This is a genomic window from Nocardioides sp. Root682 (assembly GCF_001427795.1).
In the GTDB taxonomy this organism is placed as follows: Bacteria; Actinomycetota; Actinomycetes; order Propionibacteriales; family Nocardioidaceae; genus Nocardioides.
In genome coordinates this window covers 23,596-47,722 of record NZ_LMHJ01000005.1, presented here as the reverse complement: position 1 = coordinate 47,722, position 24,127 = coordinate 23,596, and the positions used below count along the sequence as shown (strand labels likewise).

At 67.1% G+C, this 24,127-nt stretch carries 22 protein-coding genes; 6 read left to right on the top strand and 16 right to left on the bottom strand.

Annotated features, from left to right (window positions below):
• Positions 1 to 182 precede the first annotated feature (182 nt).
• A complete protein-coding gene (locus ASD84_RS22985) occupies positions 183 to 770 on the top strand; it encodes a nucleotidyltransferase domain-containing protein (protein ID WP_056716296.1) in 588 nt (195 codons plus the stop codon).
• Positions 767 to 1,168 carry a hypothetical protein gene (locus ASD84_RS22980; RefSeq protein WP_056716293.1) on the top strand — a complete coding sequence of 134 codons (402 nt, stop codon included), beginning with the start codon at positions 767 to 769 and terminating at the stop codon, positions 1,166 to 1,168. The genes ASD84_RS22985 and ASD84_RS22980 overlap by 4 nt, the downstream gene beginning before the upstream one ends.
• Before the next feature lie 522 nt (positions 1,169 to 1,690).
• On the opposite strand, the gene ppc is transcribed toward ASD84_RS22980, so the two are convergent.
• The 5 genes from ppc to ASD84_RS22955 form a co-directional block, all read right to left on the bottom strand.
• On the bottom strand, positions 1,691 to 4,411 hold the full coding sequence (ppc, locus tag ASD84_RS22975; RefSeq protein WP_056716290.1) for a phosphoenolpyruvate carboxylase: 2,721 nt from the start codon (positions 4,409 to 4,411) through the stop codon (positions 1,691 to 1,693).
• A 211-nt stretch (positions 4,412 to 4,622) separates the two neighbouring features.
• Positions 4,623 to 5,621: a type I glyceraldehyde-3-phosphate dehydrogenase gene (gene gap / locus ASD84_RS22970; RefSeq protein WP_056716287.1), complete on the bottom strand. Its 999-nt coding sequence runs from the start codon at positions 5,619 to 5,621 to the stop codon at positions 4,623 to 4,625.
• Positions 5,618 to 6,544, bottom strand: a complete 927-nt coding sequence (locus ASD84_RS22965) for an AAA family ATPase (protein ID WP_235531239.1) — start codon at positions 6,542 to 6,544, stop codon at positions 5,618 to 5,620. Before ASD84_RS22965 ends, gap begins: the two co-directional genes overlap by 4 nt.
• Positions 6,534 to 6,950 (bottom strand): ribulose bisphosphate carboxylase small subunit, encoded by a 417-nt coding sequence (locus tag ASD84_RS22960; protein ID WP_056716278.1) that lies wholly within the window; start codon positions 6,948 to 6,950, stop codon positions 6,534 to 6,536. The genes ASD84_RS22965 and ASD84_RS22960 overlap by 11 nt, the downstream gene beginning before the upstream one ends.
• An 11-nt stretch (positions 6,951 to 6,961) precedes the next feature.
• On the bottom strand, positions 6,962 to 8,410 hold the full coding sequence (locus ASD84_RS22955) for a form I ribulose bisphosphate carboxylase large subunit (protein WP_056716276.1): 1,449 nt from the start codon (positions 8,408 to 8,410) through the stop codon (positions 6,962 to 6,964).
• Positions 8,411 to 8,525: 115 nt separating this feature from the next.
• Here ASD84_RS22955 and ASD84_RS22950 point away from each other — a divergent pair, with 115 nt between their 5' ends.
• A complete protein-coding gene (locus ASD84_RS22950; RefSeq protein ID WP_056716273.1) occupies positions 8,526 to 9,416 on the top strand; it encodes a LysR family transcriptional regulator in 891 nt (296 codons plus the stop codon).
• Positions 9,417 to 9,459: 43 nt separating this feature from the next.
• Positions 9,460 to 10,461, top strand: a complete 1,002-nt coding sequence (locus ASD84_RS22945; RefSeq protein ID WP_235531238.1) for a class I fructose-bisphosphate aldolase — start codon at positions 9,460 to 9,462, stop codon at positions 10,459 to 10,461.
• A gap of 81 nt (positions 10,462 to 10,542) precedes the next feature.
• Here ASD84_RS22945 and ASD84_RS22940 read toward each other — a convergent pair whose 3' ends face one another.
• Complete coding sequence (locus ASD84_RS22940; RefSeq protein WP_200954699.1) at positions 10,543 to 11,736, bottom strand: GAF domain-containing sensor histidine kinase; 1,194 nt, start codon at positions 11,734 to 11,736, stop codon at positions 10,543 to 10,545.
• 7 nt (positions 11,737 to 11,743) lie between these two features.
• Positions 11,744 to 12,436: a response regulator gene (locus tag ASD84_RS22935; protein ID WP_056716268.1), complete on the bottom strand. Its 693-nt coding sequence runs from the start codon at positions 12,434 to 12,436 to the stop codon at positions 11,744 to 11,746.
• 112 nt (positions 12,437 to 12,548) lie between these two features.
• Between ASD84_RS22935 and tkt the strand changes: the two genes are divergently transcribed.
• Both tkt and ASD84_RS22925 read left to right on the top strand, forming a co-directional pair.
• Positions 12,549 to 14,558, top strand: coding sequence for a transketolase (gene tkt, locus ASD84_RS22930; RefSeq protein ID WP_056716265.1), 2,010 nt, complete (start codon positions 12,549 to 12,551; stop codon positions 14,556 to 14,558).
• Positions 14,558 to 15,538 carry a phosphoribulokinase gene (locus ASD84_RS22925; protein ID WP_056716262.1) on the top strand — a complete coding sequence of 327 codons (981 nt, stop codon included), beginning with the start codon at positions 14,558 to 14,560 and terminating at the stop codon, positions 15,536 to 15,538. Before tkt ends, ASD84_RS22925 begins: the two co-directional genes overlap by 1 nt.
• Before the next feature lie 10 nt (positions 15,539 to 15,548).
• Here ASD84_RS22925 and ASD84_RS22920 read toward each other — a convergent pair whose 3' ends face one another.
• Genes ASD84_RS22920 through ASD84_RS22880 form a run of 9 tightly spaced genes read right to left on the bottom strand, consistent with a single transcriptional unit; the run spans position 15,549 to position 24,126 of the window.
• The gene (locus tag ASD84_RS22920; RefSeq protein WP_082574148.1) at positions 15,549 to 16,343 is read right to left on the bottom strand and encodes a DUF6390 family protein; all 795 of its coding nucleotides are present in this window, start codon (positions 16,341 to 16,343) and stop codon (positions 15,549 to 15,551) included.
• Positions 16,336 to 17,472, bottom strand: coding sequence for a hydrogenase formation protein HypD (gene hypD, locus ASD84_RS22915; protein ID WP_056716259.1), 1,137 nt, complete (start codon positions 17,470 to 17,472; stop codon positions 16,336 to 16,338). The genes ASD84_RS22920 and hypD overlap by 8 nt, the downstream gene beginning before the upstream one ends.
• Positions 17,469 to 17,768 (bottom strand): HypC/HybG/HupF family hydrogenase formation chaperone, encoded by a 300-nt coding sequence (locus ASD84_RS22910; RefSeq protein ID WP_235531237.1) that lies wholly within the window; start codon positions 17,766 to 17,768, stop codon positions 17,469 to 17,471. Before ASD84_RS22910 ends, hypD begins: the two co-directional genes overlap by 4 nt.
• A 15-nt stretch (positions 17,769 to 17,783) precedes the next feature.
• The gene (hypE, locus tag ASD84_RS22905; RefSeq protein WP_082574146.1) at positions 17,784 to 18,896 is read right to left on the bottom strand and encodes a hydrogenase expression/formation protein HypE; all 1,113 of its coding nucleotides are present in this window, start codon (positions 18,894 to 18,896) and stop codon (positions 17,784 to 17,786) included.
• Positions 18,893 to 19,561: an SIS domain-containing protein gene (locus tag ASD84_RS22900; RefSeq protein WP_056716254.1), complete on the bottom strand. Its 669-nt coding sequence runs from the start codon at positions 19,559 to 19,561 to the stop codon at positions 18,893 to 18,895. The genes hypE and ASD84_RS22900 overlap by 4 nt, the downstream gene beginning before the upstream one ends.
• Positions 19,558 to 20,304, bottom strand: a complete 747-nt coding sequence (locus tag ASD84_RS22895) for a hydrogenase assembly protein HupF (RefSeq protein WP_056716251.1) — start codon at positions 20,302 to 20,304, stop codon at positions 19,558 to 19,560. The genes ASD84_RS22900 and ASD84_RS22895 overlap by 4 nt, the downstream gene beginning before the upstream one ends.
• Positions 20,301 to 20,594 carry a HypC/HybG/HupF family hydrogenase formation chaperone gene (locus ASD84_RS22890; protein WP_056716248.1) on the bottom strand — a complete coding sequence of 98 codons (294 nt, stop codon included), beginning with the start codon at positions 20,592 to 20,594 and terminating at the stop codon, positions 20,301 to 20,303. Before ASD84_RS22890 ends, ASD84_RS22895 begins: the two co-directional genes overlap by 4 nt.
• Positions 20,594 to 22,927, bottom strand: a complete 2,334-nt coding sequence (gene hypF / locus ASD84_RS22885; protein WP_056716243.1) for a carbamoyltransferase HypF — start codon at positions 22,925 to 22,927, stop codon at positions 20,594 to 20,596. Before hypF ends, ASD84_RS22890 begins: the two co-directional genes overlap by 1 nt.
• Positions 22,924 to 24,126, bottom strand: a complete 1,203-nt coding sequence (locus ASD84_RS22880) for an NHL repeat-containing protein (RefSeq protein WP_200954698.1) — start codon at positions 24,124 to 24,126, stop codon at positions 22,924 to 22,926. Before ASD84_RS22880 ends, hypF begins: the two co-directional genes overlap by 4 nt.
• Position 24,127 lies beyond the last annotated feature (1 nt).

Here is a 24,127-nt window from a genome sequence, read left to right as displayed (position 1 = left end):
GGCGTCGTCACTTCTCCCAGAACCACAACGTGAAATGTCGCCTCGTGGCCGAATGGCTCATCGCAACTCGAGTTCTGCCGTCCTAAGGACTGCTCGTCACACCCACCACTCCCCCAAGCGTGCGCCGGTTCCCCAGCACGAATGATTTGAAAATCTAGTCTTATGAGCACTATTCTGTTCATGTGAACTTTGGTGAGCCGTTTGGTGGCGTGGTGCCCGGCGCTCGTGGCGCGGTGTTGTCGGTGCTGTTGCGCACCGGGAAGCCCCTGACCGGCCGGGCCATCCATGCGCTGGTGGCCGAACGCCACAGCCTCGGATCCGTCCAGCAAGCGCTGAAGGACCTGGCGAGCCTGGGGATCATCTCGTCCGAGACGGTTGGGCGAGCGGGCGTTCACCGCATCAACGAGCGCCACGAAACCGTGGCACCCCTGCGCCAACTTGCCAGCCCCATCGACATGCTCACCAGAGTGCTGCGCGACGCAGGACCAGGCGTCGACGCCGTGATCCTTTTCGGTTCCGTGGCCCGCGGCGACGCGCACGCGGGCAGCGACATCGACCTCGCCGTGATCGCACCCGACGACTGGGCCGGACGTGCCGATCTCCAAGAACAGGTCCACGCTCGACTCGGCAACAACTGCGACGTGCTCCATCTGACACCCGAGCAGTTCACCCGCGCCCCGGACGACCGGGAACCAGTGGTCGCAGAGATCCTTCGCGACGGCCTCACTCTCCTCGGCACCGTGCCCCGCAGATCCAGGCGGGCTTCATGAGCGCCGCCGAAAGCAAGAACCACGCCAAACGATATCTCCAGAAGGCCACCGAGTACCTCGCATCAGCAGAGGACAACCTCGACCTCGAACGCGCGACACCCGCTGCCGGCGACGCAATCCACGCCGGCATCAGCGCCAAGGACACCATCCTCACCACGCTCACCGGCACGACCAGCAAAGCCAAGGACCACGCGAAGTCCGCAACGGAGCTTCGACAAGCACTCGGCGCCGCACCGGACGCGGCGAACGCCGAGAAAGCGTTGCGCGAACTGATCGCAGCGAAGGCAGATGTCGAGTACGGCACCACCCTGATCACGTTGGCGAAGGCCGCACCACTCGTGCGACGTGCCCGCACCCTCGTCGATCTCGCCACCCGGATCGTGCGCAACATCCCATAGTCCCACCAGCACGATGCTCGGGCCTCGAGTAGTCCTCGTGACGAAGCCGACCGCAGTGGCCAGGTCCTCACCGCAAGGTCGCGGACAAGGTGGCCGCGTCGATCGGACGGGATTAGATGGGCCCGCCGACGTCGGTTTACATCGCCGCAGGTCAGAGACCATTTCCGGTCGATGAGAGCGGGATTTGAGCTCGCGACCGCGAACCGCAACTTCTTCAAATCTCAAACTGCCTCTGATCTGCGTTTCCGCAGGTCAGAGGCAGTTTTTCGGTCGGGCTGACAGGATTTGAACCTGCGACCCCCTGACACTTGATCGGCGCTGATCGCTTGGTTGTCAGCCTCTGCAGATCAATGCTCTGACCTGCGGAAACGCTGATTCTTCGAAGCGACCGCTTTGCTCTCTCATGCCCGGCGTGGACCCCATCTGCGGAAGTTTACGACCAGTTTTGGACCAGTCGGAGGAGGTACGGGACCTGATAGCCGACCTTCGCCGTCAAGGCCTTGGGGCCGCCGATGTCGCAGATCATCCCGTGTTGCGCATGCCGGCGGCAATGCCGTTGACGGTGAGCAACAGCGCGCGCTCGAGTTGCGGGTGGTCCTCCCCCGCCCGAATTCGCTGCAGCAGATCCAGTTGCAGATGGTGGAGGGGGCGGAGGTAGCTGTCGCGTACAGCGAGTGTCGTCCGAAGCGTCGGTTCCCTGGCCAGAAGTGTGTCGTCGCCAGTGACAGCCAGGACCTGCGCCACGGACAGCTCGTACTCCTCGCAGATCTCGGGCCATACCTCCCGCGCATTCGGCGGCGCGAGGTCGGCGTAGCGGGCTGCGACGGTCAGGTCGGTCTTGGCGAGCATCATGGCGATGTTGTCGATCAATGTCCGGAAGAGGCGCCAGCCGTCGTACATGCGACGCAGTTCCGCCGGCTCACCTACTGCGGCCAGCCCTGACCCGACGCCGAACCATCCCGGCACGATCTGTCGTGACTGCGTCCACCCGAAGACCCACGGGATGGCCCTCAAACCATCCAGGCCCGTTTCCGCCCCAGGACGCCGCATCGGACGAGACCCCATTGGAAGCGCGGCGAGTGCCTCGACCGGAGTCGCTGACAGGAAGTAGTCAGCAAGCTCTGGCTTCTGCACCAACGACCGGTAGCGAAGAAGTGATTCCTCAGACACCACATCCATCACGACATCCCATCGATCCGCGTCGTCCGGGCTCCGGCGGTCTGCATGATGAAGCGCACTCGCCTCGAGCGCGGCGGCGAGCATGAGCTCAAGGTTCTGACGGGCCAGCACCGGCAAGGTGTACTTGTCGCTGATGACCTCGCCCTGTTCCGTGAACTTGAGGGAGGCATCGATCGAGCCTGCGGGTAGGGCCATGATGGCGTCGTAGGTCGGTCCACCGCCACGTCCTACAGACCCGCCGCGGCCGTGGAAGAACCGCAGGCTCACTCCGTGCCGATCCCCTACTTCACGCGCCCTTCGCTGGGCCTGGTGGATCCGCCACTGTGAGCAGACGATGCCGTCGGCCTTGCTTGAGTCCGAGTATCCCAACATGACTTCCTGGCAGTCGCCGCGCGATGCCAACAACCGTCGGTAGCTCGGATCCAGGAACAGCGACTCGAGGATGTCGCTGATCACTTCGAGTTCTTCAGTTGTCTCCAGGAGCGGAACGAAGTCGATTGCTGCGTGACCCTCGCTCACATCAACGAGACCTGCTTCGCGGGCAAGGAGTACCGCGGCAAGGAGGTCGTCAGCACCTCGGGTCATCGAGACGACGTAGCTCTCGACCGCACGAGAGCCGAGATTCTCCACAGCCCAGCGGATGGACCAGAAGGTCTCGACAGTTCGCGCACCGTCAGCATCCAGGCCCGAGTGATGCGGAGCCAACGCTTGCCCAGGCGTCGACAGTTCGTGGCACAGGACCCGGAACCGACCCTGCCTGTCCAGGTCACCGTAGGGACGATCCAGGCCTCCTGCGCTGTCCAGCAACTGGCCAGCAGCGCGGTGATGTTGCTGTGCGTGTTCGCGGACATCCAGGGTGGCAAGCGTGAGACCAGCGACCATGACGGTACGCAAGAGCGTCTCCACGTCGCCGCCCGCAACGACCTCGCCCTGATACCTGCGCACGGAGTCGTGGAGTAGCCGGACGTCATCGACCAGTTCGAGGTCGTCGGCGTAGTCGCGCCCGGGACGATGTGCGCCCCCGTCCGCGACGCGTTGTGAAGTGAGTCCGAGCCGGACGTGGATGCAGGTCAGGAACAGGCGATAGGGCTCCTCGGCGTTGAGGCGTCGGAAGCGTTCTTCCACCTCGGGCAGTAGCAAGAGATGCGCTGCCAGCCTCTCCCGCAAGGCGGTGGACACCGGCGACACCCGCTCGCTCACCGACAGCAGGCGGCGCAGGTTGTCGACCTTGGTCTGCAGGAGCGCGATCCCGTGGACCGCCTGTAGAACGAGCACCTCGCGGGTGATGGCCGGCGTGACCGTTGGGTTGCCGTCGCGGTCGCCGCCGATCCAGGTTCCGAATCGCACCGGGCTGGCCTCCAACGGGAGGGTGGCCCCCACCGCTGCCATCGCGCACTTCAGGTCCTCGACGGCGTCGGGCACGACATCCCCCACCAGGCCGACGAGGTAGTAGAGACCGTTGCGGGCCTCGTCCAGGGGCTCTGGAGGTCGTGCCCTGATCTCGTCTGTCTGCCACAGCAGGTCCACTGCCTCACGCAGTCGCGCGGTGCGCGTTTCCGTCTCCGCCTCCCCGAGGAGCTCGGCGACGCGCCGCATCTTGGTCAACGTGGAGCGACGCGCCACCTCGGTGGGATGGGCGGTGAGCACCGGACGAGCCTCGAGTCGGACGAGAAGATCGGCGATCTCGTCCTGCTTCCATCCTGACTCGACAAGGCGAGCGAGCGCCCGTCTCAACCACGTTCCTTCCTCCGCGGCACGGGCCCGCAACGCCCGACCGCGATGAACCTGCTCAGTGACGTTGACGAGGTGGAAGTACCCAGTGATTGCTCGCGCGAGCTTCACTGCCGTCTCGGGATCGCATCCCTTCATCGTCGTCTGGCTCGGGGAACCGGGCTCAGCCCGGATGCACTCGATCATGTCCAGCAGTTGTCGCCCCTCCACCCGAGCCAAGGTGTCGCCGAGCAGCGAGGTGACCAGCTCGACGTCACGGCGCAAATCAGCCGCTTCGCCCAGTTCAGCCTCCGTACCGGTCAGCCCGGTCCGCGGCGTCCAGCGGCCATGCATCGATCAGCCCGGAAGCGTGGCGCCGACGTGGACGATGAGGTCCGCGAGCCGGTTGGAGTAGCCCCATTCGTTGTCGTACCAGCCGGCGACCTTGACCTGGTTGCCGAGCACCTTGGTGNCGGGACGTTCAGGTCCGAGCGGACCAGGACCCGCTTGCCGGCGACGGTCGCGAGGAAGTCCGGGGCAAGCCCGTTGAAGTCAGTCACAAGCGTCAGAGCGTAGCGCCGACGTGGACGATGAGGTCCGCGAGCCGGTTGGAGTAGCCCCATTCGTTGTCGTACCAGCCGGCGACCTTGACCTGGTTGCCGAGCACCTTGGTGAGCGGGGCGTCGAAGATGCACGACGCCGGGTCCGTCACGATGTCCGAGGACACGATCGGGTCGGTGGAGTAGCGCAGGAATCGTCCGTCGGCGGCTGCCTTCACGATCGCGTTGACCTCCTCGACCGTGGTCTCCCGTGCCGCCTCGAAGGTCAGGTCGGTCAGCGAGCCGGTCGGCGTGGGGACGCGCAGCGCGTAGCCGTCCAGCTTGCCCTTGAGCTCCGGCAGGACCAGGCCGATCGCCTTCGCCGCGCCCGTGGAGGTCGGGACGATGTTGATCGCGGCCGCACGTGCCCGACGGAGGTCGGAGTGGATGTTGTCCTGGAGGTTCTGGTCCGCGGTGTAGGCGTGCACCGTGGTCATCAGGCCCTTGACGATGCCGAGGCCGTCGTTGAGCGCCTTGGCCATCGGGGCCAGACAGTTGGTGGTGCACGACGCGTTGGAGATCACGGTGTGGATGGCCGGGTCGTACAGCTCGTGGTTGACACCCATCACGATGGTGATGTCGTCGTTGGTCGCGGGCGCGGAGATGATCACCTTGCGGGCTCCGCCACCGTCGACGTGAGCGCGCGCCTTCGTGGCGTCGGTGAAGAATCCCGTGGACTCCACAACGACGTCGACGCCCAGGTCGCCCCAGCCGAGGGCAGCCGGGTCACGCTCGGCGAAGGCCCGGATCTCCTGGTCGCCGACGATGATCGCGTCCTCGGTCGCGGACACGTCCGCGTCGAGGCGCCCCAGGATCGAGTCGTACTTCAACAGGTGCGCGAGAGTCGCGTTTCCCGTGAGGTCGTTGACGCCGACGATCTCGATGTCGGCTCCGCTCGCACGCACCGCGCGGAAGAAATTGCGGCCGATCCGGCCGAATCCGTTGATGCCTACACGAATCGTCATTGCACTTCCTGGTCTGTGTGATGGTCCTCGGCCCGTACCGGTTCCGCGGCGACAGGACGAAACAGACTGCTTCCCCTGACGTCGCCCTCGACGAGGGTCACGAGATCGTTCCTGGTGAGGGGCTGGTGGAGCTCCACGAGCCGTTTGGCCTGGCGGAGCCTGCACCGCTCAACGGCATTGCGAACGCTGCGCGCATTGGAGAACCTTGGCTGCCGCATGCGCAGCTCGAGGTACTCCGAGAAGGCATCCCTGGCCGTCGGGGCGAAGCGGAAGTTCTCGCTCTCGACCATCAGATCAGCTATGCGCACCAGCTCCCCGTGGTTGTAGTCCTCGAACGAGATGTGGTGAGGAACCCGCGAGGAAAGGCCCGGATTTGCCGAGAAGAAGGTGTCCATCCGGTCGGGGTAGCCAGCGAAGATCACCACCATGCTGGCTCGCTCGTTCTCCATCTCCTGCAGGAGGATCTCGATCACCTCCTGGCCGTAGTCGCGTTCGTTCTCCGGCCGGTAGAGGTAGTAGGCCTCGTCGATGAAGAGCACGCCACCGGCGGCCCGGGCGATCGCCTCCTTCGTCTTCGGTGCGGTGTGTCCGATGAACTGACCCACCAGGTCGTCGCGGGTGACGGTGTGCACCCGCGGCGTCCTGATGTAGCCCAACGCATGGAGGATCTGCGCCATTCGTTGAGCGACAGTGGTCTTTCCCGTCCCCGGCCCGCCGGTGAAGCTCATGTGTAGCGTGGGTCGCGACGAGCTCAGCCCCAGCTGCTGGCGCGCCCGATCGACGAGCAGCAACGCTGCGATCTCCCGGACCCGGTCCTTGACCGCGGCCAGACCGATCAGGTCCGCTTCGAGCGATGAGAGGGTGTCCTCGACCTGACGGCGCCCGTCGTCGGCATCCAGGTCGAACTCCTCCTCAGCCTCCACTGTGCGCATCCGAGCGCGCGGGGACGCTCCGCACGCCGTAGACCTGGGCACGCCCGGGGCCCTCGGTCCGAGTCAGCTCGAGGTCCGACTCCACTTCCGGACGCTGCACCAGGAATGAGAGCGCCGTGGTCTGGCGACCGAGCCGGGCGTCGTAGGCGAGCACCCGCACGTATCGGTTCGGGAAGGTGGTGCGGCATGCGTTGATCTCTGCCATGACGCCATCAGGCTCGGTGAGATCGAACAAGGGCAGGCCCCACATCTCCCAGTACACGTGGCGCGGGTGCGGGTCGACGGTGTGCTCGATCGAGACCGGCCAACCGTTGTCGAGCGCGTAGCGAACCTGGAGGGCGATCTCGTCGTCGGTCAGGTCGGGCAGGTAGGAGAAGGCTCCGTGGCGAAGGTACATGGTCTCGCTCCTCAGTAGCTCGCGGTCGGCACCGCGTCGGGTGCATCGGTGGACGTGTAGTCGAAGGTGACGTCGCCCCAAGTGGCAAGCGCCGCCTCGAGCGGCTTGCACTGTTCGGCAGCCCGACGCAGCACGTCGGGGCCCTCGCGCAACAGGTCTCGGCCCTCGTTGCGCGCCTTGACGACAGCCTCCAGGGCGACACGGTTGGCTTCGGCGCCCGCAGCGATGCCCAGCGGGTGGCCGATGGTGCCGCCACCGAACTGAAGGATGACGTCGTCGCCGAAGAGGTCGAGCAGCTGGTGCATCTGGCCGGCGTGAATGCCTCCTGAGGCAACCGGCATGACGCCGGGCATGCTCGCCCAGTCCTGGTCGAAGAAGATGCCGTTGCCCCGATTGATCGGGACATGGTCCTCGCGCAGGGTGTCGTAGTAGCCCTGCGTCGTTGCGGGGTCACCCTCGAGCTTGCCGATGACGGTGCCTGCGTGGATGTGGTCGACTCCGATCAGTCGGCACCACTTGGAGATGACCCGGAAGCTGACGCCGTGAGTCTTCTGCCTCGTGTACGTCGAGTGACCAGCGCGGTGCAGGTGCAGCAGGACACCGTTGCGCCGTGCCCAGTACGCCATCGACTGCATCGCCGTGTAGCCGATGGTCAGGTCGATCATGACGACGACGCTGCCGAGCTCCTTGGCGAACTCTGCCCGCTCGTACATCTCCTCCATCGACCCGGCGGTGACGTTGAGGTAGTGGCCCTTGATCTCACCGGTCTCAGCCATGGCCAGGTTGACGCCCTCCATGCTGTAGAGGAACCGGTCACGCCAGCGCATGAAGGGCTGGGAGTTGATGTTCTCGTCGTCCTTGGTGAAGTCGAGGCCGCCGCGGCAGGCCTCGTAGACCACCCGCCCGTAGTTGCGTGCCGACAGGCCGAGCTTCGGCTTGATCGTCGCGCCGAGCAGCGGGCGGCCGTACTTGTTGAGATGCTCCCGCTCCATGACGATGCCGTGCGCCGGACCCTGGAAGGTCTTGACGTAGGCGACCGGGATGCGCATGTCCTCGAGCCGGAGCGCGGTGAGCGGCTTGAACCCGAAGACGTTTCCGATGATGGAGCTGGTGAGGTTGGCGATGGAGCCTTCCTCGAACAGGTCGATGTCGTAGGCGATGTAGGCGAAGTACTCACCCGGCCGCCCGGGCACGTCCTCCACGCGGTAGGCCTTCGCCTGGTAGTGGGAGTTCGCGGTGAGCCGGTCGGTCCAGACCACAGTCCAGGTGGCCGTCGACGACTCCCCCGCGACGGCTGCAGCCGCCTCGATCGGGTCGACGCCGCTCTGCGGAGTGAACCGGAACACGGCGAGGACATCGGTGTCCTTGGGCTCGTAGTCCGCGGCGTAGTAGCCCATCGAGGCATAGCTGTGGACGCCCGGATCCCAGCGGTCCTGCTCGTCCTTCTCGATGACGGCCATGTCGTGCTCCTTGCTGCTGGGGTCGGGGTGACTGCCATCACTCTCGACCCCACCAATCTTCAAGGACAATGGAATTGTGGTTGAGAAGACTTAAGCAACTGCTTAATCTAGGTGAATGAGTGACGTGACCTGGGCGCGCCTACGGACGTTCATGACCGTCGCGGAGACAGGCAGTATCCGCGGCGCCGCCGAGCAGCTGCACGTGACCGAACCAGCCGTCTCGGCCGCAGTGGGGAGCATCGAACGACAGCTGGGTGTCGAGCTGTTGAGCCGGCACGGACGCGGGATTCGACTCACCGAGAGCGGGCTGACCTATGCGCGCTACTGTCGGGCACTGCTCGGCTTGTCCGATGAGGCTGCCGCGGCCGTGCGGACCCCTACGGTGGGCCGGCTCCGCATCGGCGCCGTGGCCACGGCCGGCGAGACCGTGCTCCCCCGGCTCCTCGCGGGCTTCCGCGACCGTTATCCCGAGGTCGATCTGAGCCTTTCCGTCCGGCCCCGCGACGAGCTTTTTGCCGAGCTCGAACGGCACGAGATCGATCTCGCCATCGCCGGGCGCCCACCCCGCGGCTCCGACCTGATCTCGGTGGCGACCCGCCCGAACGGACTCGTCGTCGTCGCCGGGGTCGGATACGACAGGGAGCCCGCCACCGCCACCTGGCTTCTCCGCGGCCAGGGGTCCGGCACCCGCTCGACCTGCCTCGCCCTCTTCGAGCAGCGACAATGGCAGCCGCCCACGTTGACCCTCGGCACCCTCGGCGCGGTACTCGCCGCGGCTCGGGAGCGCCTTGGCCTCACCCTGGTGCATGCGGACGCGGTCGCCTCCGCGCTACGGGACGGCAGCCTGCACGTCGTACCGGTCCCCGGGACGCCGCTGGACCGGCCCTGGCACCTGGTCACCAACCGCACACCGCAGCCGGCCGCCCGCCTGTTCGTGGAGGATGTCTGCGCTGCGGAGACTGGCACGGACCTGCGATTCCACCCCCACAACCAACCGCGCGGGTGACGAGCCAACACGACGCGACCGCCAGCCTGTGGGCATGCGAACTTTGGCCGACACCGCCCTTGCACTTGTCAGTTCCGGACGGGGCATTCTTGCCGCCGACGAGAGCGTTGGCACGATGTCCCAACGCCTCGAGGGGCAGAACATTGCCGCCACTGACGAGAACCGTCGCAGCTATCGTGAACTCCTTGTCTCGGCCCCAGGCCTCTCCGACCTGGTCAGCGGTGTCATCTTGTGCGACGAGACCCTGCGCCAGCACGCGAACACCGTGGACGGCGCTGTGCCCTTCGCCGAGGCCTGTCACAGCTGGGGCATCCTGCCCGGAATCAAGGTCGACACCGGGACCTCTCCCCTCGCCGGCTGGTTCGGCGCAGTGGTCACCGAGGGCCTCGACGGCCTCCGGGGCCGTCTTGCCGAGTACGCCACACTGGGCGCCGCCTTCGCTAAGTGGCGTGCCGTGATCAACGTCGAGGCAGCCTCCGACTACGCCCTCTCGGTGAACGCACACGCGCTCGCCCGCTACGCCGCCCTCTGCCAGGAGCAGGGCCTGGTCCCGATCGTCGAGCCGGAAGTGCTGTGTGCCGGAAGCCACGACATCGAACAGTGCGCGGCAGTCACCGACCGCGCGCTCGAAGCCGTGTTCGCCGAGCTGCAGGCCCAGCGTGTGGATCTCGAAGCGATGGTTCTCAAGCCCAACCTGATCACCCCGGGTCTCGATGCCACGCCGGCGTCGGCTGAGGAGATCGCCGCCGCGACGATCGAGGTGCTCGATCGACGCGTGCCAGCGTCCGTTCCAGGCATCGCCTTCCTCTCGGGCGGCCACGACAACTCGGCTGCCTGTCAGTACCTCGCCGCTCTCAACCTCGCCGCGGGCGAGCCGAGCTGGAACCTGACTTTCTCCTTCGGGCGGGCACTGGTCAGCGATGCGCTGCGCCAGTGGGGGGGTGAGGACACCAACCGCGCGGGGGCACAGGCGGTGCTCCTCGCCAACTGCACGCGGGCAGCCGGAGCGGTCGCCGGCCGCGCACCGGCGCCGTTGTCCGCGTGACCGCCGGGTGGCCGGCCCGCTTGCCACGTCCCTTCCTAGGGCCGGCCACCCAACTCTCTTCTCGGCTCCTACGCGCGCGAGCTACTCGAGCTCGCGCAACGGGAACTCCACGATCACGGCGGTACCTCGCCCTTCGATGGAGTCGATCCGCAGGGTCGCACCGATCAGAGCTGATCGCTCGACGATCGACTCGAGCCCGAAGTGTTCTGCGGCCGACGTTCGCCCTCGTTCGCGCACCGACTGGACATCGAAACCCGCCCCGTCGTCGGTCACTCCCAGCACCGCGGCATCGCCCACCCTGCGCAATGACAGCACCACTCGTTGTGCCTGAGCATGCTTGATGGCGTTGCTGAGGGCCTCCTGTGCGATCCGGAACAGCGCCGCCGCCGCGTGGTCGGGCACGACGTCGAACGCTGTCGGCTCGTCCGAGCGGAACTCCACCTCGACCTGGGGCAGTGAAAGACACAGCGACTCGAGCGCAGCGACCAGGCCGAGGTCCTCGAGGAGCAGCGAGTGCAGACCGGTGATGGCGGCTCGGGTCTCGTCATAGGCCAGGCCAGCCAGTCGGCGGGCCGAGGTGATCTCTTCTAGCGTCCCGGCCAGTCGCGGGTCAGGATCCTGCTGCGTACGCAGTGCCACCGCGAGCCCGGTGTGCGCCGCGCTGAGGTGGAAGGACAGGGAGGCCAGTGCCTGGGTGACCCCGTCGTGAAGGTCGCCGGCAATGCGGCGGCGCTCCGCCTCCTGGGCCGAGATCGCCTGCGCGATCAATCGGTCACGCAGCGAATGATGGTCCTCGGCATCGCCGCGCAACCCTTCGGCGTACAGCCGGATGCCGACCAGATCGGCGAGACGCTGGGCGCGAGCGAGCTCGTCGGTCTCGAAGGGCCGGTGATCGCGCCGGTGTACCGAGATCACCGCGACGATGACGCCCTCCAAGCCGTGTGCGGGGACGCACAGCCGAGACACGACCTCACCGTCACCCAGCCCCAGCAGTGCACGGTGCTGTGGGTTGCGTGGGGAGTCGTCGACGATGGTCACGGAGTTGCCGCCCTGGGCAACCAGGCCGACGACGCCGTAGCCGACAGGGATCCGCAGCTGGCGAGCGGCCGCGTCGTCGCCGGGGTAGGCACCGCCGACTGTGAGGTCGGTGTCGAGCACGACAAAGACCGTCGCGCCGTCGGCCTCGAACAAGTCGGCAAACGCTCGCGCCACGTCGCGCAGGTCGGCCTCGCCGGACGCGACCAGCAGCTCGTGGATCCGGGTCAGGTCCGCCACGATGCCGTCACTGGTACAGACCCTCGCGCAACGCCACGGCGATCGCGCCTCCACGATCGGACACGGCGAGCTTGCGGTAGAGACCGCGAATGTGGGTCTTCACCGTGTCCTCACTGACCACGAGCTTGGCCGCTATGCCCTTGTTCGAGTGGCTGGCGACCAACAGTGCCAAGACCTCGCTCTCGCGCTGGGTCAGGCCCAACCGAGCACCCGGCCAGAACTCGCCCGAGTTGACCCGCGCAGCCGACATCGCGATCCGACCGGCAAGCGTCGGATCGATCACGACGTCCCCCGCCATCACCCGTTGCAGGTGCTCGACGAGCTCGGCGCCGTCAACTCGCTTGAGCACATAGCCGGATGCCTCTGCTCGTAGCGCCTGGTAGGCGTACTGCTCGTCGTCATACACCGTCAGGAACACCACGTGGATTCCCGGCTGGAGCTGCTTCACCTGGCGACAGAGATCCAGACCGCTGTCGCGACCCAGCCGGATGTCGCACAAGATGATGTCCGGAACGGTGTCACGGACGATGGTGACGGCGCCCGCCATGTCCGTCGCCGTGCCGACGACCTCGATCTCGTCACCGAAGTGCGCAAGCATCGCCTGGACACCGTGCAGGACCATCTCGTGGTCATCGGCCATCACGATCCGGATGGGGCCGCTGGCCGTCGGCACAGCGTCCGATTCCTCTTCAGCCTCCATGACGTCACCCTAGTGCGGGAACGGGCCTCGGAGGGCGCCGTGCGCGAAGTCCACCAGTGTCTCCACCCCTGTGGGTGAGTCAGATCGACAGCGGCTTCGGTCTGCTGTGACCATGACCAGCGCCACGACCAGCACCGACCCCGCGCCTGCTGCTACTACGAGCATCGACCAGCTCGCCGTCGACACCATCCGGCTTCTCGCCGCCGACATGGTGGAGGCAGCCAACAGCGGCCACCCCGGAATGCCGATGGGGGCCGCCCCGATGGCGTGGACCCTGTTCTCACGCTACCTCCGCCACGACCCGACGGCGCCGACCTGGCCCGATCGTGACCGCTTCGTCCTGTCCGCGGGCCACGGTTCGGCGCTGCAGTACGCCCTGCTCCACCTGTTCGGCTACGACCTCGGCGAGGCGGACCTGCGGGGTTTCCGCCAGCTGGGCTCGCGCACCCCGGGCCATCCGGAGCACGGAGACACCCCCGGCGTCGAGGCGACGACGGGACCGCTGGGCCAGGGCATCGCCATGGCCGTGGGAATGGCACTGTGCGAGCGCATGCTGGCCGCTCGATACCCCGAGGTGGTCGGACACCGGACCTGGGCGATCGCCGGTGACGGCTGCTTGATGGAGGGGATCAGCCACGAAGCCGCGTCGCTGGCCGGACACCTGAGCCTGGGGCGGCTCACCGTGTTGTGGGACGACAACCGGATCACCATCGACGGAGCCGTCGATCGATCGTCGAGCGACGATCAGCCCGCGCGGTTCCGGGCCTACGGGTGGCATGTCGTCGAGGTTGTCGACGGCACTGACGTCGAGGCGATCGACCTGGCACTGGCCGAGGCCGTGGGTGACCCACGACCCAGCCTCGTCGCGGTGCGTACCGTGATCGGACACGGTGCGCCGGACGTTGCGGGTACTCCGGCAGCACATGGGTCGCCACTGGGCGCCGAGCGACTGGCCGAAGCAAAGCGACGGGTGGGACGGGACGGCGACGCGTCCTTCGTGGTTCCGGACGAGGTGCGCTCAGCCTGCGTCGCACTGGCCACTGCCGGCCGTGGTGCGCGCGCGGACTGGGAGGCCCGACTCGCGGCGCTTCGCGAGGAGGACCCGGCTCGGGGTGCCACCTGGCTGCGAGCCGTTCGCGGGGACCTTCCGGCCGACCTCGACGATGAGTTCTGGGCGGACGTCGCAGAATCGTTGCCGGACAGGCCCACTGCGACGCGCCAGTCGTCCAGGCTCGTGCTCGAGGCCGTGTCCGCGAGGCTTGACCTGGTCGGGGGATCGGCGGACCTGTCCGGATCGACGGGGACCGACGTGGGCGCTCGGTCGGTCCACCCGGACGACTACAGCGGCAGCAGGATCGACTTCGGCATCCGAGAGTTCGCCATGGCCGCCGTCCTCAACGGCATCTCGCTCCATGGTGGGTTGCGCTGCTTCGGAAGCACCTTCCTGGTCTTTGCTGACTACCTCCGTCCGGCGCTGCGACTGTCGGCGCTGATGCGCCAGCCGGTGATCTACGTGTTGACCCACGACTCGGTCGCCGTCGGCGAGGACGGGCCGACGCACCAGCCCGTCGAACATCTCGACTCACTTCGGCTGATCCCGAACGTCCGGGTCCTTCGACCCTGCGACGTGACCGAGACGGCCGAGGCGTGGCGCAGCGCGCTTGAGCACACCGATGGTCCGACAGTCCTGGCCCTCTCCCGCCAAGGCCTGCCCGCCCTCTCGAGCGCGGCAACTCCTGGATTCCTCTCCCGCGACGGATACCGGATCGTGCTCGAGAACACTGACCCCGACGTCGACCTGCTTGCGTCCGGGTCGGAGGTCGACCTCGCCATCGATGCTGCCTGCCTCCTCTCCGACTCGGGACTTGCGGTCCGCGTGATCTCGGTCCCGTGGAGGGAGCGGTACGAGGCTCGTCGTGCCGATGTCCGTCCCGCGACGGTGACCGTCGCGGTCGAGGCCGGGACGACTCTCGGGTGGCGGCACCTGGCTGACGCCGTGATCGGCGTGGACCGCTTCGGAGCCTCCGGGCCGGGACCGGCCGTACTGGCGCACGTTGGCCTGACCGCGGACGCCGTCGCGGCCGCTGCCCGTTCGGCGCTCCAGGCTCAGCGCGGCATGTGATGCCGGAGAAGGTCGTCGCGATGGGGCGCGCACAGGGGCGCGACCGAATCCGCCCGGTCATGCTCGCCGTCGCCGGTGACTCAGCCTCCGGCAAATCCACGTTGTGCCACGGCCTGATGGCTGTGCTCGGGGCCGACCGCTGCCTGTCGGTGTGTGTCGACGACTATCACCGTCACGAAAGGTCCGAACGTGCCGAACTTTCCTTCACAGCCCTTCACCCAGACGGCAACTATCTCGACATCGCCGAGCAGCATCTCCAGCTCCTCGCGCTCGGTCGACCGATCCTGAAGCCGGTCTATGACCACGCCACCGGAACCTTCTCCCGAGCGGAGTACGTCGAGCCGCCCGACTTCGTGATCGTGCACGGCCTTCATCCGCTCCACTCCAAGCTGATGCGGGCGTGCTTCGACGTCACCGTGTACCTGGACCCTTCCGAGGATCTCCGACGCAGTTGGAAGATTGACCGGGACACGGCGATGCGCGGGTACCAGCGCGAGGACGTCATGGCCGAGCTCGCCCGCCGTGAGCCAGAGTCGGAGGCCTTCATCCGACCACAGCGCCGGCATGCCGACCTGGTGGTCCGGTTCGCGCCAGACGCGGGTCCGCAGTCCATGGAGACTGATGCTCTGTCCGCGGACATCCTGCTGCGGCCAACCCTGCAGCATCCGGCACTCGACCGGATCCTCGCCGAGCATCGACAGGCCGCACTGCAGCTACGGATCATCCGCGACCTCGACGGAACGCCCACCGACTGTCTCCACATCCGGGAGCATGCCCCCGGTGAAGAGACACACCGCCTGATGGATGCGATCTGGGCAGGCCTGGGGATCGATCAGGAGCCGCCGGCGGAACTGGGCCTGACAGGCGACGGCCACCGGCGCGAACCGCTGGCAGTCACTCAGCTGGTCGTGCTTCAGCACCTGCTGCATGCGAACACCCAACACCCACCGCACGACGGCGGAGTTCTCACCGGTGCATGACGGGCCGTGATCAGTTCCCGGTCCGTGCAATCCGCGGCGCCATCGTCGAGAGCTGGTGCGCAGTCTGCGCCATCAGCGCGTCCACCTCGGGCTCGCTCAAACGGTCGCAGGCGAAGTCCCAGTGCACCGCAACGTGGTCGCCCGCGGCGAGGTCCTGCACGAACGGGCGAGCGTTGACCCTGTAGCCGATCGTCCGGATCTCGTCGAGGCCCAGCGTCAGGCGAGCGGGGCCATCAGGCCCGGCGTCGTGATACTCGAGTCGGGGCCCGCGCACGACCAAGTGCTCGGCACGGACCTGCTCGATCTGCGCCCACCCGACACGGCATGACTCCAGCACCGTCAGCGGCTCTGGCCCGCGGCCGAGCAAGCGGGACCACGGGTAGACGCCAAGCACGTGGAACGCGTGGCTCGGAGCCGCCTCAACCAGTAGGTCCTCGGTCAGGTGGGTCCAGTAGTGCCCGGCCTGGGGCTTCAGCTCGGCCAGGAGACGCGAGCCGAACTCGGCGCCGTCGACGCCCGCCGAGAGGTCGTTGCCGGTCCAGTAGCCACGGACCACGCGCGGATCAAGCGGGTCGGCGATGCCCAGGAGATCACCGAGCAGACGCTGATAGGGCCATGCGCCCGAGAATCGACGGGCCACGTCTTCAATCTCGGTGACCGCCGCGACCGGGGGCGAGCCGGTCGCGGCGGCGACCAGTGCTGCGGATCCAGCAGGACCGCAGTAGCCCAGCGCGTTCGGTGCGTGCGCGTACTGGGCGAAAATCCGGTGGCCGACGGGCCTGAGCCCGACCTCGCCATCAGCCAACGGGCGCGCCCTGGCCGACCAGCAGCGCCGTCTCACGGTGCAGCCGACCGAAGTTGTAGTAGGCCGCGCAGGCACCCTCAGGCGACACCATGCAGGTGCCGATGGGGGTCTCGGGCGTGCATGCCGTACCGAACACCTTGCATTCCCAGGGCTTGATCGCTCCCTTGAGGACCTCACCACACTGGCACGCCTTCGGGTCAGCGACCCGAACACCCGGCATCGAGAATCGCACCTCGGCGTCGAAGTCGGCATAGTCGTCGTGCACCTTCAGCGCACTCTGCGAGATGAAACCGAGTCCGCGCCACTCGAAGTGGGGTCGCAGCTGGAACGTCTCCCCCATCAGCTTGAGGGCCGCAGTGTTGCCCTCGGGACGGACCACGCGTGCGTACTGGTTCTCCACCTCGCACCGCCCGTCGGCGTACTGCTGCAACAACATGTGCACGGACGCGAGAATGTCGAGTGGTTCGAAGCCGGCCACCACCACCGGCTTTCCGTAGACCTCCGGCACGAACCGGTACGGCCTGATGCCGACGACAGTCGAGACGTGGCCGGGACCGAGGAAGCCCGAAAGCCTGAGGTCGGGGCTCTCGAGGATCGCCTTGATCGGTGGAACGATTGTGACGTGGTTGGAGAACACGCTGAAGTTCTTCACCCCCAGCGTCTTCGCGCGCAGCAACGTCACCGCAGTTGAAGGCACCGTGGTCTCGAAACCGACCGCGAAGAAGACGACATGCTTGTCGGGGTTCTCGACGGCGACCTTGAGAGAGTCCAGGGGTGAGTAGACGAAACGGACGTCTGCGCCTCGTGCCTTGGCATCGAGAAGCGAGCCGCGTGACCCGGGCACACGCATCATGTCCCCGAACGTCGTGAAGATGACGTCGGGCTGCTCGGCGAGCCACATCGCATCGTCGATGCGTCCCATCGGGATGACGCACACCGGGCAGCCCGGACCGTGCACCAGCTCGATGTTCTCGGGCAGCAGGTGCTCGATGCCGTGGCGATAGATGGTGTGCGTGTGACCACCACACACCTCCATGAACTTCCACTCGGTGTCACCAGCGATCTCGGTGATCGACTTGACCAGTGCGCGCGCTGCGCTCGGGTCACGGAACTCGTCAACGAACTTCATGCGCTGATCCCATCTCCAACGTTGGTGCTCTTGAACATGTCAATCTCGTCCAGATAGTCCTGGCCCATCTTCTGGACCTGGTCGAGTGTCAGCTGGGCCTCGCGCTCATCGATCTTGGCCATCGCAAATCCGACGTGGACGAGCACCCAGTCGCCGGGCGTGATGCCCTGCTCGGCGAGGAGCTTGATGCTGATGATGCGCCGTACGCCGCTGACGTCGACGCGAGCAAGGTGCTCGGCCGCATCGACGATCTCGACGACCTGGCCGGGAATTCCCAAACACATCGTGGTCTCCAATCTCCGTTTGGTGCTTCAGCAGATCCGCGGAAGCGGATCGCCGACGAGCATGTCGACGATGCGAGTGCCTCCAAAGGGCGTTCGCATGGCCACGATCCCGGGTGGGTCCGCCAGGATCTCGCCGATGACCGCGGCCTGTGCCCCGCCCGGTTGCGAGCGCAACGCGGCCACGGCGGCCTCGGCCTCTGCGGCAGGGACGATGGCGACGAACTTGCCTTCGTTGGCGACGTAGACCGGATCGATACCGAGCATGTCGCAACAACCCAGGACGGTCGGATCGATGGGCAGCAAACCCTCGTCGAGGACGACACCCACGCCCGCCGTCTGAGCCAGCTCATTCGCGACCGTGCCAAGGCCCCCTCGCGTGGCGTCTCGCATCCAGCGGGTACCGGGTGCGGCTGCGAGGAGCGCTTCGACGAGGCCGTTGACCGCGGCCGAGTCAGACTCGATGTCGGCCTCGATGTCCAGATTGCCGCGTGCCAGCATGATCGCCATCCCGTGATCGGCAATGGTCCCCGACACGATCAGTCGGTCTCCAGGGCGCACCATGTGCGGTGACAGCTCACGTCCGGCCGGAATGACTCCGACTCCAGAAGTGGTGATGTAGAGCCCGTCCGCGGCACCGTTCGGCACCACCTTGGTGTCTCCCGTGACGATCTGGACGCCGGCCACGTCGGCTGCTGCACGCATCTCGGCCGCGAGTTGTTTGAGCTTCTCGATGGAGAAGCCCTCCTCGATGATGAACGCCGCCGATATCCACTGCGGTCGGGCACCGCTGACCGCCAAGTCGTTCACCGTGCCGTTGATGGCGAGATCGGCGATGGAACCGCCCGGGAACTCGTACGGCGACACCACGTATGAGTCCGTCGAGAACGCCAGTCTCTCGCCGCCGGGCAAGGTGAGCACCGCGCCGTCTCCGAGATTCTCGAGCTCAGGGTTGCGGAACGCCTCGACGAAGACATGGTCGACGAGCGCCGCTGATGACTTCCCGCCGGCACCGTGGGCCATCGTTATCACCTCGTCAACCAGCCGCGGGCGCCGCTTTCGGAACTCTTCGACGCGGATCCGGGTGCGATCTTCGGGATCCGGAACCTCGCTCGCCGACGGAGTCAATCGTTCGCTGGTCATGACGCGCTCCCCTTCCGCAGGGCCTCGAGATGGTGCTGTGCGGTTGCCCAGAGTCGATAGCCCACGAGTGCCTGGCTCTCCTGAATTCGGTGGATGCTCTGTGATCGGATGGTGAAGCAGTGGTCGACCTCTTCGGCGACCGCCATCCGGCCGCCGTCGTGACCTGAGAAGCCGATCGTCAACAGCCCGCGCCGTCGTCCCTCCACCAGGGCTGCCATCAGGTCCTCGGAGCTGCCCGAGGTGGAGAGGGCGACGGCGATGTCCCCGGGCCGGGCATGCGCCATCAGCTGGCGCGAGAAGACGACGTCGAAACCGATGTCGTTGCCCAGTGCCGTGATCACGGCCTGATCGGCCGCGAGACAGCGCGCTGCGAGCGGACGCCCGTGAGCTGGACGGGCGAACAACGAGGCCAACGTCTCGGCATCAGTCGATGAACCGCCGTTGCCGAAGGTGTACATCCGACCTCCGGCAGCAAAGCGTTCGGCGATCGCCCGGCCAGCCTCCTCGATCTGAGGCCCCCACTCCTCGAGCGAAGCAGCCTGGAGCCGCGCACTTTCGGTCGCCTTGCCGCGTGCTGACGAAGCAAGGTCGGCCAGAAGCGGTGCCGCGTCGGTTTCCTGAGCATCGATGAAGGGATAGAGGAAGTCCGTGTTCTCACCGCTCATGAGCCGAACTCCTCTCCGAGTCGGGTCAGCGCCGCGCCACCGTGGATCAGGATCAGGTCCCCCGGCACCACGTCGCCGATGACCATCGTGTCGACGTACTCCTCACCTTCGGCGGTGCGCACGAGTGCGCCCGACATGATGTCGGCAGGCGGCGCCACCACCTCGCCGAGTCGGCCCTCGTCGGAGCAGGTGATGCAGACGTCGTCGGCGCACTCGGGCTCAGCCGCCTTCAACAAACCGGGGTGCTCGAAACAGACGTGCGTCAACTCCCACAGCAGGTGGTACATGAGGACGAAGCGACCTGTCGCGGGCGTCATCGGGTCATCCGTCGGCACCCACAGCACGTGGTCGGAGGCGCCGGGAGGCGGGCGTTCGCCGTATCCGATCCAGATCGTCTCGACCCCCCACGCCGGCGCTCGCCGCATCACGTCAGCCACGGCGTTGTCGGCCGCGTCCGCGACCGCGATGACCACGTCCCCGGGCCGGGTGGCTATCCGGGTCTCGGCGACCGTGTCCGCGGCGACCAGGGCCACCGCCGGAAGTGCCCGCTTGCCGACGACGACCGGGTGTACGAACTCGACGGCCACGTGATGGGCGTGCGGTTCCCATTGCGGTGAGATGACCCACAGCGTGGCGCCGGAGTGGAACCGGCGTGCCAGAGCCAACGAGGCACCAGCGAGGTCGGCGGACAGGTCCGCGTCGATCAGGCTGGGTCCGGCAGCGACGTCGTGCACGGTGCTCATGGCGTCGAACCAGCCTGGATCGCTTCAACCACAGCGCTGTTGCCAGACAGCTCGTCGGCTTCCAAGAGGCCCAGATCGACCATCATCGCGACGGTCTCCTTCGCCGACTCCTCGGTGAGGCGGGTCAACGCGTAACCGGCATGCACGATGACGTAGTCACCGACCGCCAGCTCGGGCAAGTAGTCCAGGCACACCTGGCGCACCTCTCCTACAAAATCGGCCAGCGCCACCAGCGCGCCTTCCTCGGTTGACCAGATCCGCTCGATCCGGCCAGGAACTCCTAGACACATCAGCCCACTACCTCTCCTTGTGACGCGATCGCTCGCCCGATCGCGGCTTGTCCGAGCGCGAGCCCGGCGTCGTTGCAAGGCACTCGCCGATGGGTGAGCACCTCCAGGCCGACAGCGGTCAGCCGTTGCTTCAGGACGGCGGTCAGGATCCGGTTGGCGAACACGCCACCCGTCAGCCCGACGACCCCCACATTCCGCCGCTGCGCCTCGGCAACGACGAGTTCCGTCGTGGCCAAGGCCAACGCGTGGTGGAACCCCAGCGCGACCCCGTCCGGGTCATCGCCGCGGGTCCGGCAGGCGATCACGTCCTGCACCGTCGGTCGCCAATCGATGGCGCCGTCGACGATCGGCATCCGCAGGGGTGCAGCGCTGCGGGCACGCCGCGCCATCACCTCCAGCTCGATCGCCGCCTGTGCCTCGTAGCCGACTCTCTGCCGTCCCCCCAGGAGGGCAGCGATGCCGTCGAAGAGGCGCCCAATGCTCGTCGTCTCCACACACGCAGTCCCCGATGCCAATTGGGAGCGCACGAGGGCCACTTCCTGACCGGGCACGTCCGGTGGCAGCCAGTCCCCCGCGACATCCGCACCCATCAGGAGCCCCAATGCGATCCGGAACGGGTTGCGCACGGCCGCCTCACCACCGGGCAGCGTCAGGCTCGCAAGGTGACCGACCCGCTCGAACGTGGCCAGGTCGGGACCCATCGCCAGGATCTCACCGCCCCAGATCTGGCGGTCGCAGCCGTACCCGGTGCCGTCGTAGACGACACCGATGATCGAGGAGCCCACCCGTTCCCGGTCCACCAGAAGCGACGCGAGATGTGCGTGATGGTGCTGCACGGTGAACAAGGGATGACCGTGGGCGTGCGCGTAGTCCTCAGCCCAGCGACGCGTGGCGTAGTCTGGATGCAGGTCGGCCACGACCAGCTCCGGTGCTGCGCCCCGCAGCCGGACCAGCTGCTCGACCGACCGACCGAACGCGTGTTGGCTCTCCAGGCTGCCCATGTCGCCGATGTGCGCCGAGTTGAACGCAAGGTCGTCGCGCACGAGGCAGAAGGTGTTCTTGACCTCGGCTCCGACTGCGAGAACCGTTGGGCCGCTACCGAGCACGGGGGGCAGCACCACCGGAAGCGGCGCATAGCCACGCGAGCGACGGATCGGAACCTCTTCATCGCCCACGACGGTCACGACCGAGTCCTCGCACGGGACGGCGATGTCACGATCGTGCATCAGGTAGCCGTCGACGATCCCGGAAAGCCGCTCGCGGGCATCCTCATTGGTGTAGGCCAGCGGTTCGTCGGCGAGATTTCCGGACGTCATCACGAGCAGACAGGGCGCGCCGTGCGATCCGCGGTGACCTGGAACCGGCTCGAACAGCAGGTGGTGCAACGGCGCGTACGGAAGCATCACGCCGATCTCGTCCAACGCTCCAGCGACCCCAGGGGCGAGCGGGCCATCGGTGCGCCTGGGTAACAGGACAATCGGTCGCGAGGGCTGGCACAGAGCCGATTCCGCGGCTGCGGAGACGTCAACGATGCGGCGCACCTCGTCAAGGTCGCGCGCCATCACCGCGAGCGGCTTGTCCGGCCGGTGCTTGCGCTGTCTCAGCAGCTGCACCGCGGCCTGCGAAGTTGCGTCACACACGAGATGGAAGCCGCCGATCCCCTTGACCGCGACGGTCCCTCCCGCCGCCAGCGTCGCGTGTGCGGCAACGAGCACCTCGTCGTCTCCCAGGACGACGGAGTCGGCGTCGGATCCCGCGACAGGTTCCCACCACAGGCGCGGCCCACAGGCGTGGCAGGACACGGGCTGCGCGTGCTGCCGACGGTCGGCAGGGTCGACGTACTCCGCCTGGCAGGCTCGACACATCGGGAAGTCCCGCATCGTCGTCGCCGGCCGGTCATAGGGCAGATCCGTGATGATGGTGAATCGCGGCCCACAGTTCGTGCACGTGATGAACGGATGGCGGTAGCGGCGGTCGCCCGGATCCCGCATCTCGGCGAGGCACTCATCGCAGACCGCCACGTCCGGCGGAACAAGCGTTCGGGTACCGGACCGCTGTCGGCTCGAGACGATCCGGAACTCTGACGCACCCGATGGTGGACGGTCCTTGACCTGGACGTCGAGGACAAGCGCGAGCGGCGGCAGCTCGCCCAGCAGCGCGCCCATGAATGCATCCAGGTCGGCGGGAGTCCCCTCAGCCTCGATGAAGACGCTCAGCTCGTCGTTGCCCACCTCTCCGGCGATGCCATGGTCGGCCGCGAGTCGCGCCACGAAGGGCCGGAACCCGACGCCCTGGACCACGCCGCGCACCTCGATGCTGCGGCCGGTGTTCATTGTCGGCTCCAGAGCACGACCCGGTTGTTCCCGGAGTCCGCAATCGCCAGCCGGTCGCCTGCGACCGCGAGGCCGTACGGCCAGCACATGGTGTCGCGGTCGACCTGTTCCCACCGGTTCTCGCCGTTCGCGGCGAACGTCGGCTGACCAAGGACCCACGACGGTTCGGCGCACTGGTCTCGGGGATCGCCATCCCACAGGAGCACCCGATTGTTGGAGGTGTCGGCCACGGCCAGTCCGGATGGTGTGCGGACGGCGGCGTACGGAAACCGGAAGCCGGTACCGGTCTGAGGGCGGTAGGGGAACTCGACACCGGTGACCATGTCCGGCTGTCCGAGCACGTAGTCGGCACCGACGTCGCCGTCCGGGTGCTCGTGCCAGCCCAGCAGCCGGTGGTTCCCGGCGTCGGCGATCACAACGCCGCCGCCGTTTCCGGTCACCATGTGCGGCCAGCGGAAGGAGTCCGGGGCGACCGGACCGTCGCGATTCTCCCCACGCGAGGTGAAGTCGGGCTGGCCGAGCACGACGTCTGCCGGCTGGTTCGGATCAGTCGGCACTCCGTCGGTCCAGACGAGCACGCGGCGGTTGTAGGTGTCCGCGACATAGAAGCGTCCGTCGATGAGAGCGATCCCGAACGGCTGGTAGAAGCTCGTCGACGTCGGGGCGCCACCGCGGTTGGGTTCCACGTCGAACATCGAGGACTGACCCAGCACCAGGTCCGGCGGGCGATCTGCTGTGGGCACCGCGTCCCAGATCAGGATCCGGTGATTCCAGGAGTCGGCCACCAGGAAACGACCGTCCGGTGTGCGAAGCAGCGCGGTCGGTAGGTGCATGCCGTGGGCAGGTCCCCGGCCGCCGGCCTGCGGCCCTTCGGAGGTCGCGTCAGGTTGTCCGAGCACGACGTCCGCGGGCTCACCATCGGTCGACGGAATCCGGTTGAAGATCAGCACACGGTGGTTCCCGGTGTCGGATGCGACGAGCAGGTCGTCCTCGAGCCACACGCTGCGTGGAGCGTAGAGAAATGACGCCGTGGGTTCGGCCTGTGGCAGAAGGAGGCTACCCGCAGAGGTGGCCCCCACGACCACCTCGGGGCGCCAGGTCCCGTACGTCGCGGGCGGCGGCCCCGCGGGCGCGAACGGATCCACGCCCAATTGGGCGCCGAGATGTTCGGCGCCCGTCGGGATCACGCGGACCTTCATG

Bases quoted from the DNA above. Each gene is read 5' to 3' on its own strand.
- ASD84_RS22980 (WP_056716293.1), top strand. From the start codon at position 767: ATGAGCGCCGCCGAAAGCAAGAACCACGCCAAACGATATCTCCAGAAG.
- ppc (WP_056716290.1), bottom strand. From the start codon at position 4,411: ATGCATGGCCGCTGGACGCCGCGGACCGGGCTGACCGGTACGGAGGCT.
- gap (WP_056716287.1), bottom strand. From the start codon at position 5,621: ATGACGATTCGTGTAGGCATCAACGGATTCGGCCGGATCGGCCGCAAT.
- ASD84_RS22960 (WP_056716278.1), bottom strand. From the start codon at position 6,950: ATGTACCTTCGCCACGGAGCCTTCTCCTACCTGCCCGACCTGACCGAC.
- ASD84_RS22955 (WP_056716276.1), bottom strand. From the start codon at position 8,410: ATGGCCGTCATCGAGAAGGACGAGCAGGACCGCTGGGATCCGGGCGTC.
- ASD84_RS22950 (WP_056716273.1), top strand. From the start codon at position 8,526: ATGAGTGACGTGACCTGGGCGCGCCTACGGACGTTCATGACCGTCGCG.
- ASD84_RS22935 (WP_056716268.1), bottom strand. From the start codon at position 12,436: ATGGAGGCTGAAGAGGAATCGGACGCTGTGCCGACGGCCAGCGGCCCC.
- tkt (WP_056716265.1), top strand. From the start codon at position 12,549: ATGACCAGCGCCACGACCAGCACCGACCCCGCGCCTGCTGCTACTACG.
- ASD84_RS22925 (WP_056716262.1), top strand. From the start codon at position 14,558: ATGCCGGAGAAGGTCGTCGCGATGGGGCGCGCACAGGGGCGCGACCGA.
- hypD (WP_056716259.1), bottom strand. From the start codon at position 17,472: ATGAAGTTCGTTGACGAGTTCCGTGACCCGAGCGCAGCGCGCGCACTG.
- hypE (WP_082574146.1), bottom strand. From the start codon at position 18,896: ATGACCAGCGAACGATTGACTCCGTCGGCGAGCGAGGTTCCGGATCCC.
- ASD84_RS22900 (WP_056716254.1), bottom strand. From the start codon at position 19,561: ATGAGCGGTGAGAACACGGACTTCCTCTATCCCTTCATCGATGCTCAG.
- ASD84_RS22895 (WP_056716251.1), bottom strand. From the start codon at position 20,304: ATGAGCACCGTGCACGACGTCGCTGCCGGACCCAGCCTGATCGACGCG.
- ASD84_RS22890 (WP_056716248.1), bottom strand. From the start codon at position 20,594: ATGTGTCTAGGAGTTCCTGGCCGGATCGAGCGGATCTGGTCAACCGAG.
- hypF (WP_056716243.1), bottom strand. From the start codon at position 22,927: ATGAACACCGGCCGCAGCATCGAGGTGCGCGGCGTGGTCCAGGGCGTC.
- ASD84_RS22880 (WP_200954698.1), bottom strand. From the start codon at position 24,126: ATGAAGGTCCGCGTGATCCCGACGGGCGCCGAACATCTCGGCGCCCAA.